Source organism: Dorea sp. MB18-49 (genome assembly GCF_023669465.1).
Classification (GTDB): domain Bacteria; phylum Bacillota; class Clostridia; order Lachnospirales; family Lachnospiraceae; genus Dorea_A; species Dorea_A longicatena.
The window spans coordinates 1-17,496 of the sequence record NZ_JAMOYX010000024.1; the positions used below are offsets into that span (position 1 = coordinate 1).

At 41.1% G+C, this 17,496-nt stretch carries 16 protein-coding genes and 1 tRNA gene; 15 read left to right on the forward strand and 2 right to left on the reverse strand.

Annotation, left to right across the window (positions count from 1 at the left end):
• The first annotated feature begins 58 nt into the window (after nt 1-58).
• From NCY30_RS08505 to NCY30_RS08540, 8 genes are all read left to right on the forward strand, one after another.
• Entirely contained in the window at nt 59-841 is a 783-nt protein-coding gene (locus NCY30_RS08505) for a shikimate kinase (protein WP_006427056.1), read from the forward strand.
• A gap of 1 nt (nt 842) precedes the next feature.
• Nucleotides 843-1,361 carry a YqeG family HAD IIIA-type phosphatase gene (locus tag NCY30_RS08510; RefSeq protein WP_006427055.1) on the forward strand — a complete coding sequence of 173 codons (519 nt, stop codon included), beginning with the start codon at nt 843-845 and terminating at the stop codon, nt 1,359-1,361.
• A 72-nt stretch (nt 1,362-1,433) separates the two neighbouring features.
• Nucleotides 1,434-1,997, forward strand: coding sequence for an elongation factor P (gene efp / locus NCY30_RS08515; protein WP_006427054.1), 564 nt, complete (start codon nt 1,434-1,436; stop codon nt 1,995-1,997).
• Between the two features lie 164 nt (nt 1,998-2,161).
• Nucleotides 2,162-3,046, forward strand: a complete 885-nt coding sequence (locus tag NCY30_RS08520; protein ID WP_006427053.1) for a DUF5688 family protein — start codon at nt 2,162-2,164, stop codon at nt 3,044-3,046.
• 114 nt (nt 3,047-3,160) lie between these two features.
• Nucleotides 3,161-3,232: transfer RNA gene (locus tag NCY30_RS08525), tRNA-Arg, on the forward strand.
• A gap of 76 nt (nt 3,233-3,308) precedes the next feature.
• Nucleotides 3,309-3,950, forward strand: a complete 642-nt coding sequence (locus tag NCY30_RS08530; protein WP_250818629.1) for a hypothetical protein — start codon at nt 3,309-3,311, stop codon at nt 3,948-3,950.
• A 52-nt stretch (nt 3,951-4,002) separates the two neighbouring features.
• Nucleotides 4,003-5,769, forward strand: a complete 1,767-nt coding sequence (gene argS, locus NCY30_RS08535; RefSeq protein WP_044919791.1) for an arginine--tRNA ligase — start codon at nt 4,003-4,005, stop codon at nt 5,767-5,769.
• 5 nt (nt 5,770-5,774) lie between these two features.
• Complete coding sequence (locus NCY30_RS08540) at nt 5,775-6,929, forward strand: alanyl-tRNA editing protein (protein WP_250818630.1); 1,155 nt, start codon at nt 5,775-5,777, stop codon at nt 6,927-6,929.
• Nucleotides 6,930-7,094: 165 nt separating this feature from the next.
• Here the strand turns inward: NCY30_RS08540 and NCY30_RS08545 are convergent, their stop codons facing one another.
• On the reverse strand, nt 7,095-7,691 hold the full coding sequence (locus tag NCY30_RS08545) for a TetR/AcrR family transcriptional regulator (protein WP_139009673.1): 597 nt from the start codon (nt 7,689-7,691) through the stop codon (nt 7,095-7,097).
• 215 nt (nt 7,692-7,906) lie between these two features.
• On the opposite strand from NCY30_RS08545, the gene NCY30_RS08550 reads away from it, so the two are divergent.
• The 3 genes from NCY30_RS08550 to NCY30_RS08560 are packed head-to-tail and all read left to right on the forward strand — an operon-like array spanning nt 7,907 to nt 11,541.
• On the forward strand, nt 7,907-8,665 hold the full coding sequence (locus NCY30_RS08550; RefSeq protein WP_006427047.1) for a class I SAM-dependent DNA methyltransferase: 759 nt from the start codon (nt 7,907-7,909) through the stop codon (nt 8,663-8,665).
• A gap of 29 nt (nt 8,666-8,694) precedes the next feature.
• Nucleotides 8,695-9,573: an Hsp33 family molecular chaperone HslO gene (hslO, locus tag NCY30_RS08555; RefSeq protein WP_022415390.1), complete on the forward strand. Its 879-nt coding sequence runs from the start codon at nt 8,695-8,697 to the stop codon at nt 9,571-9,573.
• 12 nt (nt 9,574-9,585) lie between these two features.
• Entirely contained in the window at nt 9,586-11,541 is a 1,956-nt protein-coding gene (locus tag NCY30_RS08560; protein ID WP_250818631.1) for an NAD(+) synthase, read from the forward strand.
• A gap of 271 nt (nt 11,542-11,812) precedes the next feature.
• Here the strand turns inward: NCY30_RS08560 and NCY30_RS08565 are convergent, their stop codons facing one another.
• Entirely contained in the window at nt 11,813-12,511 is a 699-nt protein-coding gene (locus NCY30_RS08565) for a S1 RNA-binding domain-containing protein (protein WP_044919788.1), read from the reverse strand.
• A gap of 195 nt (nt 12,512-12,706) precedes the next feature.
• Between NCY30_RS08565 and NCY30_RS08570 the strand changes: the two genes are divergently transcribed.
• The 4 genes from NCY30_RS08570 to NCY30_RS08585 all read left to right on the forward strand — a co-directional run bounded on the left by NCY30_RS08570 (nt 12,707) and on the right by NCY30_RS08585 (nt 17,408).
• Nucleotides 12,707-14,353, forward strand: coding sequence for a putative manganese-dependent inorganic diphosphatase (locus NCY30_RS08570; protein ID WP_006427043.1), 1,647 nt, complete (start codon nt 12,707-12,709; stop codon nt 14,351-14,353).
• 21 nt (nt 14,354-14,374) lie between these two features.
• Complete coding sequence (locus tag NCY30_RS08575) at nt 14,375-15,043, forward strand: flavin reductase family protein (RefSeq protein ID WP_006427042.1); 669 nt, start codon at nt 14,375-14,377, stop codon at nt 15,041-15,043.
• A 183-nt stretch (nt 15,044-15,226) separates the two neighbouring features.
• A complete protein-coding gene (locus NCY30_RS08580) occupies nt 15,227-16,018 on the forward strand; it encodes a polysaccharide deacetylase family protein (protein ID WP_250818632.1) in 792 nt (263 codons plus the stop codon).
• Nucleotides 16,019-16,088: 70 nt separating this feature from the next.
• Nucleotides 16,089-17,408, forward strand: a complete 1,320-nt coding sequence (locus tag NCY30_RS08585) for a replication-associated recombination protein A (RefSeq protein ID WP_006427040.1) — start codon at nt 16,089-16,091, stop codon at nt 17,406-17,408.
• Nucleotides 17,409-17,496 lie beyond the last annotated feature (88 nt).

Below are 17,496 nucleotides of genomic sequence, written 5' to 3' on the forward strand. Positions count from 1 at the left end.
CTATAATACGTGAGTATATTAGACGAAAGTTTTATTTTTTAATAGGAGAGTACAGGACATGAATGATTTGGAGATGTACAGAGAGCAATTAGCTTTATGCGATGATAAGATTATTGATGCGTTGGTAGAACGTAATTCTATTATTGAAAAGATCATGGCATATAAAGAAGAATATGGTATGCCAATCTTACAGCCACAGCAGGAAGAAAAGCAGAAGAAACGTCTGGAGGAAAAGCTGTCAGATAACAGATATAAAGAAGAAATCTTTGATGTATTTGGCTGCATTTTACGCAACAGTAAGAGAATCCAGGCAAGAAAACTCTTTGATTATAATATTGTACTGATCGGATTTATGGGAGCAGGTAAGACAACTATCTCTGATTACTTAAGCACGATGTTCGATATGGATATTGTAGAGATGGATCAGGTGATTGCAGAACGTGAAGAGATGAGTATTTCGGATATCTTTGCTACATATGGCGAAGAGTACTTCCGTGATCTGGAGACAAATCTTCTGATTGAGATGCAGTCACATAAGAATGCAGTTATCTCATGTGGTGGTGGCGCAGCCTTAAGAGAGAGAAATGTGGCAGAGATGAAGAAGAACGGAAGAGTGGTTCTTCTTACCGCTACACCGGAGACCATTTACGAACGTGTCAAAGACAGTAATGACAGACCGGTATTAAATGGAAGAAAGAATGTCAAAGGCATTTCAGAACTTATGGAACAGCGTCGTGAGAAATATGAAGCGGCAGCAGATATCGTAATCAATACAGATGATAAGACAGTCCTTCAGATTTGTGAGGAACTGGTTCAGCGTCTGCAGGAGTCAGAAGAATAGTATGTTTGATAAATTTTTCCCGGATCGCTATGTGGCATCTACATATGTGATTGATTTTGAAGGATTATATAAAGAAGGTGTACGTGGACTGATCTTTGATATTGATAATACATTAGTTCCGCACGGGGCACCGGCAGATGAAAGGGCCAGAGCTTTGTTCAAAAGACTGAAGTCGATTGGCTTTCGGTGTTGTCTGATCTCCAATAATCAGAAACCGAGAGTGGAGATGTTCAACAAAGATATCCAGGTGGATTATGTCTATAATGCGCATAAACCATCCATCAGAAATTATTTAAAGGCGATGGAGATCATGGGCACGGACAGAGACAGTACGGTATTTATCGGAGACCAGCTTTTTACCGATGTGTGGGGAGCAAAACGTGCCGGGATCCCGAATATTCTGGTAAAACCGATACATCCGAAGGAGGAAATCCAGATTGTTTTAAAACGCTATCTGGAAAAAATCGTGCTGCATTTTTATAAGAAAAGTTTACAGTGCGAAAAAAAGGTTGAAAAATAATATCATGTATTATAGAATAATATGAGATGAAATTACGTAAGCGTGTATACGCGATTTAAGGAGGATAAGGTAATGGCTAAAGTTTCAGCAGGAGACATCCGTAATGGTGTAACAATCGAAGTTGACGGAAAAGTATGTCAGGTTATCGATTTCATGCATGTAAAACCTGGTAAAGGTGCAGCATTCGTGCGTGTTAAAATGAAAAATATTATTGACGGTGGTGTGGTAGAGACAACATTCCGTCCAACAGAGACATTTGAACAGGCTCATATCGAGAGAAAGAAAATGCAGTATCTGTATAACGATGGTGAGTTCTACAACTACATGGACAATGAGACATTTGAACAGATCATGATCAGCGCAGAGGATGCAGCAGATTCTATGAAATTTGTAAAAGAGAATGAAGAAGTAACAATCAGCTTCTATCAGGGAAATGCGTTCGCGATCGATCCACCGCTCAGCGTAGAATTAGTTGTAACAGAGACAGAGCCAGGTGTAAAAGGTAACACAGCTACAGGCGCTACAAAACCGGCTATCGTTGAGACTGGCGCTAAGGTTAACGTTCCACTGTTCGTTGATCAGGGCGAGACAATCAAGATTGATACCCGTACAGGAGCATATCTTTCAAGAGCATAAAATTTGTTTTATGATTTTTATAAAAAGCCTTGCATTTTTTGCAGGGCTTTTTTATAATCTAAATACCATAATATTTCTTAAATAATTCTATTTATTTCGGGCGGTTGAATCACCGCATATTTCAGACAACAGTTTTTGAATATTGCTGGATAGGAAGGAGTTCTATGACATATTATCAGTTTATCCACGCAGTAGAAGAAAAAATAAAGAAAGAGGTGAAAGAAGAAAGAAAAATAAGCGTTCATACGAATATAAAAAATAATGGTGTGAAACGGACAGGAATTATGATTTCTGAGAATGGTATTAATATATCACCGACAATATATCTGGAAGAATATTTTCAACAATTCAAAAGAGGCTATCCACTGGAATTGATAGTGAAAGATATCTTATCGTTGTATGAAAAAATACGTTTCCAGAATTCCTGGAAAGAAGGTGAAAAAGTAAAAAGTTATGATTTCGTGAAAGGAAGAATCATATATCGTCTGGTTAACCGGGAACGGAATCGGAAGCTTCTTGAGGATGTCCCGTATAAGGAATATCTTGATCTTGCCATCGTGTATTATGTGCTGCTGGAGATGGATGAATATGGAATGGCCTCTATGCTGGTGAGAAGAGAACATCTTAAGATGTGGAAGGTATCGGAGGAGGATATTTATTATCGGGCATGCAAGAATACACAGAAATTATTACCATATGATTTTTCGACAATGCGTTCTGTGATCATGGAACTTTTGGAAATTGGAAGAGAAATAGAAGAACAGACGGGGAAAATGTATATTCTAAGTAATGTTATGAGAAGTTACGGAGCATGTGCGATGATGTATCCGGATCTGCTTAGAAAAATTGGCGAAGAATTGGAAGAAAACTATTATATACTTCCAAGCAGCGTACATGAGACGATCATCGTGGCAGAAAGCGAAGCTCCTGGGAAGGAAGAATTGTGTGAGATGATTGAAGAGATCAATGAGACGCAGGTAGAAGAGGAAGAAGTGCTTTCGAACAGAGCATATTATTATGAATGCGATACGGGAAAACTGCTCTTTTAAGTAAGAAAAGTAGAAAAAGTGAAGGAAATGCGAGAAAAGTCGAAAGCATTTCCTTTACTTTAGTTCAAAGATGTGTTAATATGACTAAGGCAATTTCATATGGTAATTGTATACGCACCCGTAGCTCAGGGGATAGAGCACCGCCCTCCGGAGGCGGGAGCGGCGGTTCGAATCCGCCCGGGTGTGTACTTTTTTTACTATTTTCTATCGCCATGTGTTCATAATGAACTGTCGGTGGCGGGTCTTGTATGGAGGGAGTCTTATGAAAGTAAAGATTCATGAGGTCCTGACAAGGAAGAACAGATATAAAAGACTGGTATTTATTCTGGTGTTGTTTTCGCTTGTTCTACTTGTAGGAATTCTCGGATTCGGACTCACTAAAGAGAAAGAAAAGAAAGTACAGAAGACAGAACAATTCGTCAGTTCACAGAAAGTAGTTCTGGTAAACGGTGGCTGCGAAAATATGCAGACGAATCCACTGAAAGAAGAGACGGATGAACAGATGATAAAGGCAGTAAAAGATTACTATACAGAAAAGAAGGCCGATACGGAATTTGTGGAGATGTATGATCATTTTAAAATCTATACAAAATCCGGAAAGTACAAAGATACATATGTGGCGTTCGTCAGATATGATATGAAGATCAAAGATATATATACAGAGGTTCCCGGACTTGGAACATTGTATGTCAAAAAGGATTCTCAGGGAAATTACCAGATAACTCAGCAAGTAAAGAAAAAAGAAATCCGGGAATATATTAACCGGATCGCAGAACATGAAGACGTACAGGCTCTGATGAATCAGACGCAGGAGTCTTATCAGAAAGCAGTTGATTCAGACGCACTTTTGAAGGAGGCGCTGGATGAGCTGAAGGATGCATATGAGAATTCCATAGGAAATTAGAAAACTCTGGAAATATCAGATATCATAAAAGGATGAATGGAGGAGATACAAAGTGAAGAAAATCATTGATTATATTGCAGAAGAACTTGCGGATGCATTTGAAAAAGCAGGTTATGACAGAGCTTACGGAAAAGTAACATTATCAAATCGTCCGGATCTTTGTGAATACCAGTGTAACGGTGCAATGGCGGGAGCAAAAGCTTATAAAAAGGCACCGTTCATGATCGCAGAGGATGTAGTTGCCCTGTTAAAGGACAGCGCATGTATGGAAGAGGTAGAGGTTGTAAAGCCGGGATTTATCAATATCAGACTGAAAAAAGCATTTGTTGCAGATTATCTGAACCAGATGGAAGAAGCAGAAGATCTTGGTATTCAGAAGGCAGAGAACCCTGAGATGATCGTTGTGGATTACGGCGGACCGAATGTGGCAAAACCACTGCATGTAGGACATCTGCGTTCTGCAATTATCGGGGAAAGCGTTAAACGAATTGCGAGAAAAATGGGACATGAGGTTCTTGGAGATATCCATCTTGGCGACTGGGGATATCAGATGGGACTGATCATCACAGAGTTAAAAGAAAGAAAACCAGAGCTGCCATATTTTGATGAATCTTTTGAAGGAGAATATCCAAAAGAAGCACCGTTTACTATCAGCGAGTTGGAAGAGATCTATCCAACAGCAAGTGGTAAGGCGAAAGAAGATGATGCTTACAGAGAGAATGCATTACATGCAACATATCTGTTACAGAATGGACATAGAGGATATCGTGCAATCTGGAATCATATTATCAATGTATCTGTATCTGATCTGAAAAGAAATTATGCAAATCTAAATGTAAGTTTTGATCTCTGGAAGGGAGAGTCTGATGCACAGGCATATATTCCTGACATGATCGATAAGTTGAAAAAAGACGGATTTGCGCATGAAGATCAGGGGGCTCTGGTTATTGATGTGCAGGAGGAGACTGACACAAAAGAGATCCCTCCATGTATGATTCAGAAATCAGATGGAGCTTCACTGTATGGGACAACCGATCTTGCTACACTGGTACAGCGTGTCGAAGATTATCATCCGGATAAGGTTATCTATGTTGTTGATAAACGTCAGGAACTTCATTTTACACAGGTATTCCGTTCTGCGAAAAAGACAGGAATCGTTCCGGCAGAGACTGAATTGAAATTCCTTGGATTTGGCACTATGAATGGAAAAGATGGTAAGCCGTTTAAGACAAGAGAAGGCGGAGTTATGCGCCTGGAGACACTGATTTCGGAAACTGCGGAGAAGATGTATAAGAAAATTTCTGAAAATCATGCGATTGAAGAAGAAGAAGCAAGAAAGACAGCTAATATGATCGGAGTAGCTGCACTTAAATACGGAGATCTTTCAAATCAGGCATCAAAAGATTATGTTTTTGATGTGGACAGATTTATTTCATTTGAAGGTAATACAGGTCCGTATATTCTCTATACGATCGTTCGTATTAAATCAATCCTGCATAAATATCAGGCACAGGGAAACAGCCTGGATGGATTAAAGGTACAGGAAGCACATGCGGACTGCGAGAAAGCACTGATGCTTGAAGCAGCTAAATATAACGATGTGATCGCAAATGCGTTCCAGGACCTTGCACCGCATAAGATCTGTGCATATATTTATGATCTTGCAAATGCATTTAACCGTTTCTACCATGAGACAAAGATTCTGGGTGAAGAAAACGCTGAGAAACAGAAGAGTTATATTGCACTTCTGAAAGTAACAAAAGATGTACTGGAAGGATGTATTGACGTACTTGGATTTGAAGCACCGGAAAGGATGTAAGTAGGATGACAGAGAAATTATTTTATGAGGACAGTCACAGAACCGAATTTACAGCAAAAGTAATTTCCTGTGAAGAAGCAAAGGATGGCTACCGTGTGGTACTGGACCAGACGGTATTCTTCCCGGAAGGCGGCGGTCAGTATGCAGATACAGGAGTTCTGGGAACCGTGAACGTTACAGATGTGCATGAAAAAGACGATGTGATCTATCATTATACGACTGAACCATTGGAAGTGGGAAGTATTGTGACCGGAAAGATCAACTGGGAAGAACGTTTTGAAAAGATGCAGCAGCATACCGGGGAGCATATTGTATCCGGTATCGTGCATGAAAGATTTGGATATAACAATGTCGGTTTTCATCTGGGGGCCGATTACTGTACAATGGATTTTGATGGTACGATCAGTAAAGAACAGTTGAAAGAGATTGAGGCAGCGGCAAATGAGGCAGTATATCAGGATCTTGAAATCGAGATTCTTTATCCGTCGAAGGATGAGCTGAAAGATATGGATTATCGCAGCAAGATCGAGATTGAGGGTCAGGTACGTATTGTAAAGATCCCAGGTTATGATGTGTGTGCATGCTGTGCGCCACATGTGAAGACGACCGGTGAGATCGGAGCTGTCAAGCTGGTAAGCATGGCCAATTATAAAGGCGGTGAGCGTATCACAATGCTCTGCGGAAGACGTGCAATGCGGGATTATGAGAAAAAAGATGCCATGACAAAAGAAATCTCGGCACTGTTATGTGCAAAAGAATATGAAGTGGCAGATGCGGTTGGTAAGCTTAAAGATGAGCAGACACGTATGAAGAGCCAGATCGCAGAATTACAGCAGAAACTCCTGGAATTTCGTGTGGCAGAGATTCCGGTAGAAGAGAAGATTGTGACTGTATTCGACAGCGCATTGTCCGGTAATCTTCCAAGAGAAATGATGAACAGGCTGCTTGATAAAGGCGCAGTGATCTGTGCGGTATTTGCCGGAACAGATACGGACGGTTATCGATATGTAATCGGAAGCAGGAGTGAGGATGTACGCCCGATCAGCAAAGCATTAAACGTCGCGTTTGAAGGACGCGGTGGTGGAAAGCCGGAGATGGTTCAGGGATCTGTGAAGGGAACCGATAAGGCTATGAAAGAATTGCTTACGCAGTATAAGTAATCGTGTGAATCATAAAGAAACTACCAGACAATAAAATCCGCAGTGTAGTATGTAACACAAATTTGTTTGCAGAAACATAAAAAGATATTTATGTTACATACTACACTGCGGATTCTGCTTTATAAATTGTCATGCACTCGTAAGAAACGGCTCAGACTATGCGCACTATTTTCTATGACTTTGAATGATCAGACGGACGGTTCGATAAAGAAATGGCTTGTACTTTTCGATAGATACAGGTTCTTCAAACAGTATAGAATTGTATCCGGTGGAACCAGCCAATTCCAGAATAGTGAATAGCATAATGTCAATATCCTGATATTCGTGTTCATCGGCTTCTACCAGCTCCAGGTATCGTTCATAGAAGATTTTGTCACCTTCGTCTTCGGCCCAGAAAGCAGATTTTAATGCACCCATTACAAGATTTTTTGAAATAAAGTTCAGCAAAGGCTTATTATTTACTAAAATATTAATGATGTCATCAATGATAAAAATCAGCTGGTCTTCAAGTCCGGTGATGCCGGAGTGCTCCAGAGCAATTTCCGCATGATCAAATAATTCTTTGGTTTTGTGAGCAATCAGCTTATTTTTGATGTCATACTTATCTTTAAAATACAGATAGAAAGTTCCTTTCGCTACACCTGCTTTTTCAACAATGTCAGAAATGGCGGTTGAATTGATCCCTTTGGTGGTAAATAATTCATATGCAGTGCGAAAGAGTGCTTCCTTTTTCTTTTTTTTATTTTCCTCGACTCTTCCCATGAGTAATCAGACTTCCTTTTATAACTTTTTGTACAAATTGCTTAGAGTAGTTTTGTACAGATACTGAAATAAATATCTCAACATAATAAGTATAGCAAATCAGAAATAAGAAGTCAAACAAAATTGACTGTTGGTCATATTTTCTTCGTATTGCCTTTTTAATAGAATACCGATATAATAGAAATGTTAAATACGTATGAAAAAGGAGATTATACATGGAGGCATATACAAGTTTTGCCGAGGTTTATGATACATTTATGGATAATGTGCCGTATGAAGAATGGGCGGATTATCTGGAAGACAGATTAAAAGAATACGGAGTAAAAGACGGACTGGTTCTGGAACTGGGATGCGGGACCGGAAGTATGACAGAACTCCTGGCTGAAAAAGGGTATGATATGATCGGAGTAGATAATTCCGAAGATATGCTGGAGATTGCCATGGAGAAAAGGATTGAGAGTGGCCATGATATCCTTTATCTGTTGCAGAATATGCAGGAGTTTGAACTGTACGGAACTGTGAGAGCAATAGTCAGTGTCTGTGATTGTGTCAATTATGTGACAGAAAAGAATGAACTGCAGGAAGTATTCCGTCTGGTCAATAATTATCTGGATCCGCAAGGTATTTTTATTTTTGATTTTAATACAGAATATAAGTACAGAGAAGTGCTGGGAAATCAGGTAATCGCGGAAGACAGGGATGAATGCAGTTTTATCTGGGAAAATTATTACAATCATACATCAATGATCAATGAATATGAACTGACTTTATTTGTACGTGAGGATGAAGAGGCGTCTCTGTACAGAAAATATCAGGAGAGCCATTTCCAAAAGGCATATACATTGCGGGAAATGCGCGGATTGTTAGAAAAAGCAGGACTGAAATTCGTTGCAGCATATGATGCGTATACGAAGAAAGCACCGATGTATACAAGCGAACGGATTACAGTGATCGCAAGAGAATATGGAAAATAGACAGAAATAATAAAGAAGGGAATACACATATGAAAGATTATATTGTAAGAGCAACAGCAGCGGAAGGGCAGGTAAGAGCCTTTGCTGCGACAACAAAAGAACTGGTAGAAACGGCCAGAGAACATCATAATACCAGCCCGGTTGCGACAGCGGCACTGGGAAGATTACTGACAGCAGGAGCGATGATGGGAAGCATGATGAAAAATGAGACAGATATGCTGACACTGCAGGTAAGAGGAGACGGACCGCTCGGTGGTATCACCGTTACCGCAGACAGTAAAGGTGATGTCAAAGGATATGTTAATAATCCGGATGTTATGCTGCCGCCAAAGAATGGAAAGCTTGATGTGGGAGGTGCTGTTGGAATCGGTCTTTTACAGGTTATAAAAGACATGGGATTAAAGGAACCATATTCCGGACAGACAATTCTTGTATCCAGTGAGATAGCAGAAGATCTGACGTATTATTTTGCCAATTCAGAACAGGTACCATCTTCGGTAGGCCTTGGTGTACTGATGGAAAAAGATAATACGGTAGAATGTGCCGGTGGCTTTATCATTCAGATGATGCCATTTGCCAAAGAAGAGACGATCAGTCAGATTGAAGAAAATTTAAAAAACATAACATCAGTAACAGATCATCTGAAAAAAGGAGAAACACCGGAGCAGATCCTGGAGATTCTGCTGGGAAATCTGGGCCTGGAAATTACAGACACTATGCCGACAAGATTCTATTGTAACTGTTCAAAAGAACGTGTAGAAAAAGCCGTGATCAGTGTTGGAAAGAAAGAAATCCAGGATATGATCGATGAAGGGAAGGATATCGAAGTAAAATGTCATTTCTGTAATACCGCATACAAATATACGGTAGATGAACTGAAAGATATCTTAAAACGTTGTAAACGATAAGGAGAAAGAGTCATGAAAGACGGATTTGTAAAAGCAGCGGCTGCGACCCCGGATATCAGAGTGGCAGATGTTGCTTATAATACAGAAAATATCTGTAAAATGATCGACGAGACAGTTGCAAACGGGGCAAAAGTCATTGTATTTCCGGAGTTGTGTGTGACGGGATATACCTGTAGTGATCTTTTTATGCAGGATATATTACTGAAAGAGGCAAAAGAAGCTTTATTTAAGATTGCAGATTATACAAAAGAAAAGGATGCACTCATATTTATAGGTGTCCCGCTTGCTGTAGACGGAGAACTTTATAATGTTGCGGCTGCGTTAAATCGTGGAAATATTCTGGGACTTACGACAAAGACATTTCTTCCGAATTATGGGGAATTTTATGAGATGCGTCAATTCCGTCCGGGACCGGAAATGGCAAGGTGGATTACATTAGATGGAAAGAAAATTCCATTCGGGCCACAGCTCCTATTTGTGGCAGAACAGATGGAGGAACTGGTCGTTTCGGCAGAGATCTGTGAAGATGTGTGGTCTCCGATCCCGCCAAGTACACTTGCAGCAAGAGAAGGTGCTACAGTAATCGTTAACTGTTCGGCAAGCGATGAGACAATCGGTAAGGCGGCTTATCGCGAGAGCCTGATCGAAGGGCAGTCGGCAAGATTGATCTGTGGATACATTTATGCCAATGCCGGAGAAGGAGAGTCTACGACAGATCTGGTATTTGGAGGACATAATATTATTGCAGAGAATGGAACGACACTTGCATCCAGCAATCGTTTCTCAAATGAAGTGATCTATACAGAGATAGATGTAAAACGTTTATTAAGTGAGCGCCGCAAGAATACAACATTCCAGACGGAAAAAGAGAGGACACTGATCCGTATTCCGTTTGAGATCCATGTAGAGGAAACAGAGCTTACAAGAAGATTTGCATCCAGACCATTTGTGCCAAGTGTGATGGCAGAGAGAAACTTGCGTTGTGAAGAAATTCTGACGATTCAGGCTATGGGGCTGAAAAAACGTCTGGCACATGCACATGCCAAAAGTGCAGTCGTTGGTATTTCGGGAGGTCTGGATTCTACGCTGGCACTGTTGGTGTCAGCAAAAGCATTTGACGCATTAGGAATGGATCGTAGTGGAATTGTAGCTGTGACGATGCCTTGTTTTGGAACTACGGACAGAACTTATCAGAATGCATGCAAGATGTCAGTAAAGCTCGGAGCAACACTGCGGGAAATCCCGGTAGGGGCAGCGGTCGAACAGCATTTTAAAGATATCGGGCATGATCCGGAGGATCATAGTGTAACCTATGAAAATTCTCAGGCAAGAGAGAGAACTCAGGTATTGATGGATGTAGCAAATCAGACAGGAGGAATCGTGATCGGAACAGGAGATATGTCTGAACTTGCACTTGGATGGGCAACTTATAACGGAGACCATATGTCTATGTATGGAGTGAATGCATCTGTTCCGAAGACGCTGGTACGTCACCTTGTACATTATTATGCAGATACCTGTGAAGATCAGGAGTTGAAAGAAGTACTGTACGATGTGCTGGATACACCGGTCAGCCCGGAACTCCTTCCGCCAAAAGACGGCGAGATTGCGCAGAAGACAGAAGATCTGGTCGGCCCTTATGAATTACATGATTTCTTCTTATATTATCTGTTGAGATTCAGCTATGAACCAAGTAAGATCTACCGTATCGCACGTTATGCATTTGAGGGTGAATATGATGATGCAACCATCTACAAATGGTTATACACATTCTGCAGAAGATTCTTTATCCAGCAGTTCAAACGCTCCTGTCTGCCGGATGGCCCGAAGGTTGGAACCGTGGCATTATCTCCTAGAGGAGACTGGAGAATGCCGAGTGATGCTTGCTCGGAAGTGTGGCTGCGGGATTTGGAGAAGGTGAATCCGGAAGTGTATAGAAGCACTGGAAAATCAAGGCTTATATTATAATTTTCCGATTATACGTAAAGGTTATAAAAAATAGCCGTTCTAGTGAATGTAGAGTGTGTTTAGAAACAGTTAGAGCGTCAAAATAACCGTTAAAGGAATGTAGTGAACTTGTTTGAGTCCCAAAGGGACGAGTTGTGAACGTAATTCCTTTGTTTTTAGGTTATTTTGGCGCTCTTACTGTTTCTTAGTGCACGGAACCTGAACAAGAACGACTATATACTGTGTTCTTCAAGGACCGAGAGGCCAACTCTGTTAATCGATTAAATAGAAACTAATCTAATTTCAACCCTTTGAATAAATCCCCAAGACTTGTACCGATCTCTTCAGCCTTCGGGATCTCTACATGGATTTCTTCTTCCTCTTTTTTCTCTTCTTCGAGAGCTTTCATACTCAGGCTGATCTTGCCATCTTTTATTCCGATGATCTTTACAGTTACTTCGTCTCCGACATTTAATACATCAGCAGGTGATTTGATTCGTTTTAAGCTGATCTGGGAAATGTGTACCAGACCGGAGAGACCGTCGCCGAGATCTACAAATGCTCCGTAATTCTGAAGGCTTTCTACAGTGCCTGTTACGATGCTTCCAACTTTGACAGCGGCAATCTTAGCTTCTCTTTCCTTTCTTGCTTTTTCCTGGAGAATCTCGCGTGCAGAGAGTACGAGACGGTTATTTGCTTCATCTACATCGATGACTTTGACTTCAATATCTTTTAACAGGTAAGTTTCAAGATCTTCGATATAGGAGAGAGATAATCTGGATGCCGGGATGAATCCACGCAAACCTTCAACCATGGCAATGGCGCCGCCATTTACAATCCCTTCTACTTTTACAGGAAGGACAGTACCTTTTTCCATGTAAGATTTTACTACATTCCATGGATTTGCATCGTCAAAATGTTCCTCAAGATCAGCCATTGTAACAGGTGTTCCTTCGTTCTGTGTTTCTTCGTGTAATAATTCTTCGCTCATAGTATTAAGTTCCCTTCTTATTATTAAGAACATAATTGAAAATGTTCTTTTATACTGTCTTAAGTATAGCATAGAAGTATAATATTGTTCAAAGAAAAATACGAAATACATAGAAATAAAGGTTGACGAATTCTTAAAAAGATGGCAAGCTTAATACTTAAGAGATGATATAAAAAGGGATGTGAAAGAGAAAATATGGCTAAGAAAGCAGGAAAAATATACGTTGTGGGACATAAGAATCCCGATACGGATTCCATCTGTTCAGCAATTGCCTATGCAAATTTAAAAAGAGAAATAACCGGTAATGATTATATTGCAAAAAGAGCCGGTCAGATAAATGAAGAGACACACTATGTATTACAGAAATTTGGAGTGAAGGTTCCAAATCTTCTGGAGAATGTCAAATTACAGGTAAAAGATATGGATATCCACCAGATAGATGGTGTAGGACCGAATGTATCTTTGAAAGATACATGGACAAAGATGAAGGAGAATAACATCAAGACACTTCCGATTTTAAGAGATGAAGAGCTCCTGGGTGTTATTTCAACCGGAGACATTGCGACATCTTATATGGATGTATATGATAATATGATCCTTTCCAAAGCAAGAACGCAGTATCGTAACATCATGAATACACTGGATGGAGAGATGGTAACCGGTAACGAACATGGATATTTTACAAAAGGAAAAGTAGCAATCGGTGCATCAAGTCCGGAGCTTATGCAGGAATTTATAGAAAAAGATGATCTGGTGATCCTTGGAAACCGTGTAGAATCACAGATGTGTGCACTTGATATTGATGTAAGCTGTATGGTAGTCTGCCAGAATGCGGAAGTATCCGAAGAAGTGATCAAACGTGCAGATGAGCAGAGTACGGTAATCATCAGTACACCGCACGATACATTTACGGCAGCCAGACTGATCAACCAGAGCGTTCCGGTCAAGCGCTTTATGACGAAGACACCACTTACTTGTTTCCATATGAGTGATTATGTGGAAGATATTAAGGAAGTTATGGCAAAGAAGAAATACCGTGATTTCCCGATTATCGACCGGCATGGGAAGTTTAAGGGATTCGTATCAAGACGTCGTTTCTTAAATGTAAGTAAAAAGAAAGTGATCTTGGTGGATCATAACGAGAAGAATCAGGCAGTAGACGGTATCGAGGAAGCTGAGATCGTGGAGATCATTGATCATCACAGACTGGGAAATATCGAGACGATGGGACCTGTATTTTTCAGAAACCAGCCGGTAGGATGTACGGCAACGATCGTATATCAGATGTATAAAGAAAACGACGTAGAGATCACACCAACGATTGCAGGACTTCTGTGTTCGGCAATCATTTCCGATACACTGTTATTCCGCTCGCCGACCTGCACATCGCTGGATGAAAAAGTTGCAAAGAAACTTGGAAAGATTGCAGGAATCAATCTGGAAGAACAGGCGCAGGCAATGTTCAAGGCAGGAAGCAGTCTTGCAGGAAAGACGGCAGAAGATATCTGTTTCCAGGATTTCAAGCAGTTTACAGTAAATGATATGGTATTTGGCGTGGGACAGCTGAATTCGATGAGTAAAGAAGAACTGCAGGAAGTGAAAGAGATGCTGACTCCATATCTGCCGGAAGTACTGGAGAAAAATGGAGTACAGATGGTATTCTTTATGCTGACGGATATTCTGGATGAATCGACAGAACTATTGTGCTGTGGCGCAAAAGCGAAAGAGTATATCATTGATGCATTCGATCTGAAAGAAGACAGCGAAAAGATGATCTTAAAGGGAGTTGTATCCAGAAAGAAACAGCTGATACCGACTCTGGTAAGTGAATTACAGCAGTAGAAAAAAGCGGGGGAAAAAGACATGGCAAAGCAGATCTGGAAACCGGGAAATATGCTGTATCCGCTCCCGGCCGTGATGGTAAGTACCGCAGATAAATCCGGTAAATCGAACATCATAACGGTTGCGTGGACCGGAACGGTATGTACGAATCCGGCAATGCTGTACATATCCGTAAGACCGGAGCGATATTCGTACGATCTTCTGAAAGACAGCGGAGAGTTCGTAGTAAATCTGACAACTGAAAAGTTAAAAAAGGCAACAGACTGGTGCGGAGTACGCTCCGGTCGTGATGTTGATAAATGGAAAGAGATGCATCTGACAGCCGGCAGAGCATCAAAGCTTGACTATGCACCGATCATAGAAGAATGTCCGGTGAACATTGAGTGTAAAGTAACCGAGATCAAAGAACTCGGCTCACATCATATGTTTCTGGCTAAAGTAGAGGCTGTTCAGGTAGGAGAAGAATATCTGGATGAAAAGGGAAGATTACAGCTTGGAAAAGCCGGACTTCTGGCGTATTCTCATGGAGAATATCTGACATTGGGAGATTCACTTGGAACATTTGGATGGAGCGTCAGAAAAGCTTCTGTATCGAGAAAGAATAAGAAGAATGCAGAAAAGAAGCCTGTATCGAAAAAGAATAAGAAGAGTACAGGAAAGAAAGCGGTACCGGGAAAACGTAAGAAATAATATAGAAAAATATAAGGTAAAGCAAGGCGTCAGAATTCTGGCGCCTTTTGTATACCAAAGTATGCAAGAGGAAAATGTCAATGGCAGCTTTTTCGTATTGCAGTAAGGTCAGAAAAAGAACCCGGGTATGGAATTCCCTGTCCCTGCATATAGTAAAATGAAATAATGCTATGCGGGTGTGACATGGAATCAAATATCGATTGCAAATCAGATATAACATACAAACGACGGACCAGGATGAAAATGGCGGGAATTTTGCTGATTTATATATTAGGCATCTATTTTCTTCTGACAAAGATGGTGCAGTTGGAAGATGAGGCTGTTGTGGGAGTGAAAAAAACTCATAAGGAACTGTCAGAAACTACCCATTCAAGTAATGAAAAGGCCATTCAGTATGTGGCATCGAATATGATAAAAGAGGCCCCTAAGATTGCAATCACATTTGACGACGGACCAAGCCCGGCATGGACACCGAAACTACTGGATGGATTAAAAGAGCGGAATGTAAAAGCAACATTTTTCCTGATCGGGGAAAATGCAGAAAATACGCCGGAACTTGTAAAGAGAGAATCGGAAGAAGGGCATCTGGTCGGCAATCATACGTATCACCATGTAGAAATCACACGTGTACCGGATGAGACGGCAAAAGAAGAAATTCTGATGACAAATGAAGTGATTACCGGGATCACAGGAGAAGAAGTCTCTTATATGCGACCACCGTTCGGAGCCTGGCAGAAGAAGCTGGAGTGGGAACTGGATGTTATGCCTGTGATGTGGACGATAGATCCTCTGGACTGGACAACGAATAATGAAGATGAAATTGTCAATAAAGTAGTGACGCAGGCAAAGGAAAATGATATCATTTTACTGCACGACTGTTATGAGTCCAGTGTGAATGCGGCACTGCGTATTGTAGATATCCTGCAGAAGGAAGGATTTGAATTTGTAACGGTTGATGAACTCATTATGAATTAGATTCAAAACGCAGAATTTATGAATCAGATCTGATGAATGAAAATTTACATAGATAAATGGAGATGAAAGAATGGATTTATTTGATTATATGCGGGAGCAGAACATGGAAAAAGAGGCACCGCTTGCATCCAGACTGCGCCCGACCACATTAGAGGAAGTAGTCGGACAGCAGCACATTATCGGAAAGGACAAATTACTTTACAGGGCGATCAAGGCTGACAAATTAAGTTCGGTTATTTTCTACGGTCCTCCGGGAACAGGAAAGACCACACTCGCCAAAGTCATTGCCAATACGACCAGTGCGGAATTTACCCAGATCAACGCAACGACTGCGGGTAAAAAGGACATGGAAGAAGTGATAAACAAAGCAAAAGAGATGCAGGGAATGTACCGGAAGAAGACAATCCTGTTCGTGGATGAGATCCATAGATTCAATAAAGGACAGCAGGATTATCTGCTGCCGTTTGTAGAAGACGGTACGATCATTCTGATCGGCGCAACGACAGAGAATCCGTATTTTGAAGTGAATGGGGCGTTGCTTTCCAGATCGAGCATCTTTGAATTACAGCCGCTTGCCAAAGAAGACATCAAGACACTGATCACAAGGGCAGTCTATGATACGGTAAAAGGTATGGGAAGTTACCAGGCAGTGATCGATGAAGATGCACTGGAATTTCTTGCAGACATTTCCGGAGGAGATGCCAGAAGTGCATTGAATGCAGTCGAACTTGGAATCCTGACGACAGAACGAAGTGCAGACGGAAAGATTCGCATCACACTGGATGTTGCATCCGAATGCATTCAGAAACGTGTAGTCAAATACGATAAGACCGGGGATAATCATTATGATACGATCTCTGCATTTATCAAAAGTATGCGTGGCTCCGATCCAGATGCGGCAGTGTATTATCTTGCGAAAATGTTATACGCAGGAGAAGATATCAAGTTCATAGCCAGACGTATCATGATCTGCGCATCGGAAGATGTCGGAAATGCAGATCCGATGGCACTTACGGTTGCCGTATCTGCTTCCCAGGCAGTCGAACGAATCGGTATGCCGGAAGCACAGATCATTCTTTCTCAGGCAGTCACGTATGTAGCAACTGCACCAAAGAGTAATGCCGCATGCAATGCAATCTTTGATGCAATGGCAAGCGTGAAACGCACAAAGACAACGGTTCCGTCACACTTGCAGGATGCCCACTATAAAGGAGCCCAGAAACTGGGACACGGCATCGGATATAAATATGCACATAATTATCCGCACCATTATGTAGAACAACAGTATCTCCCGGACGAGATCGTCGGAGAAAAATTCTATGTACCAAGCGAGAATGGGCATGAGAAGGAGATTAAAGAGTGGATGAGGTATATCCGGGAAGATCAGTGAGTTGCTGTTTAATGCAGTATCGTGGTTTACCCCGGTCCATGAGAAAGACTTGGTATTCTGCTTCGGGCTAAGATTCTACGATGAAGAA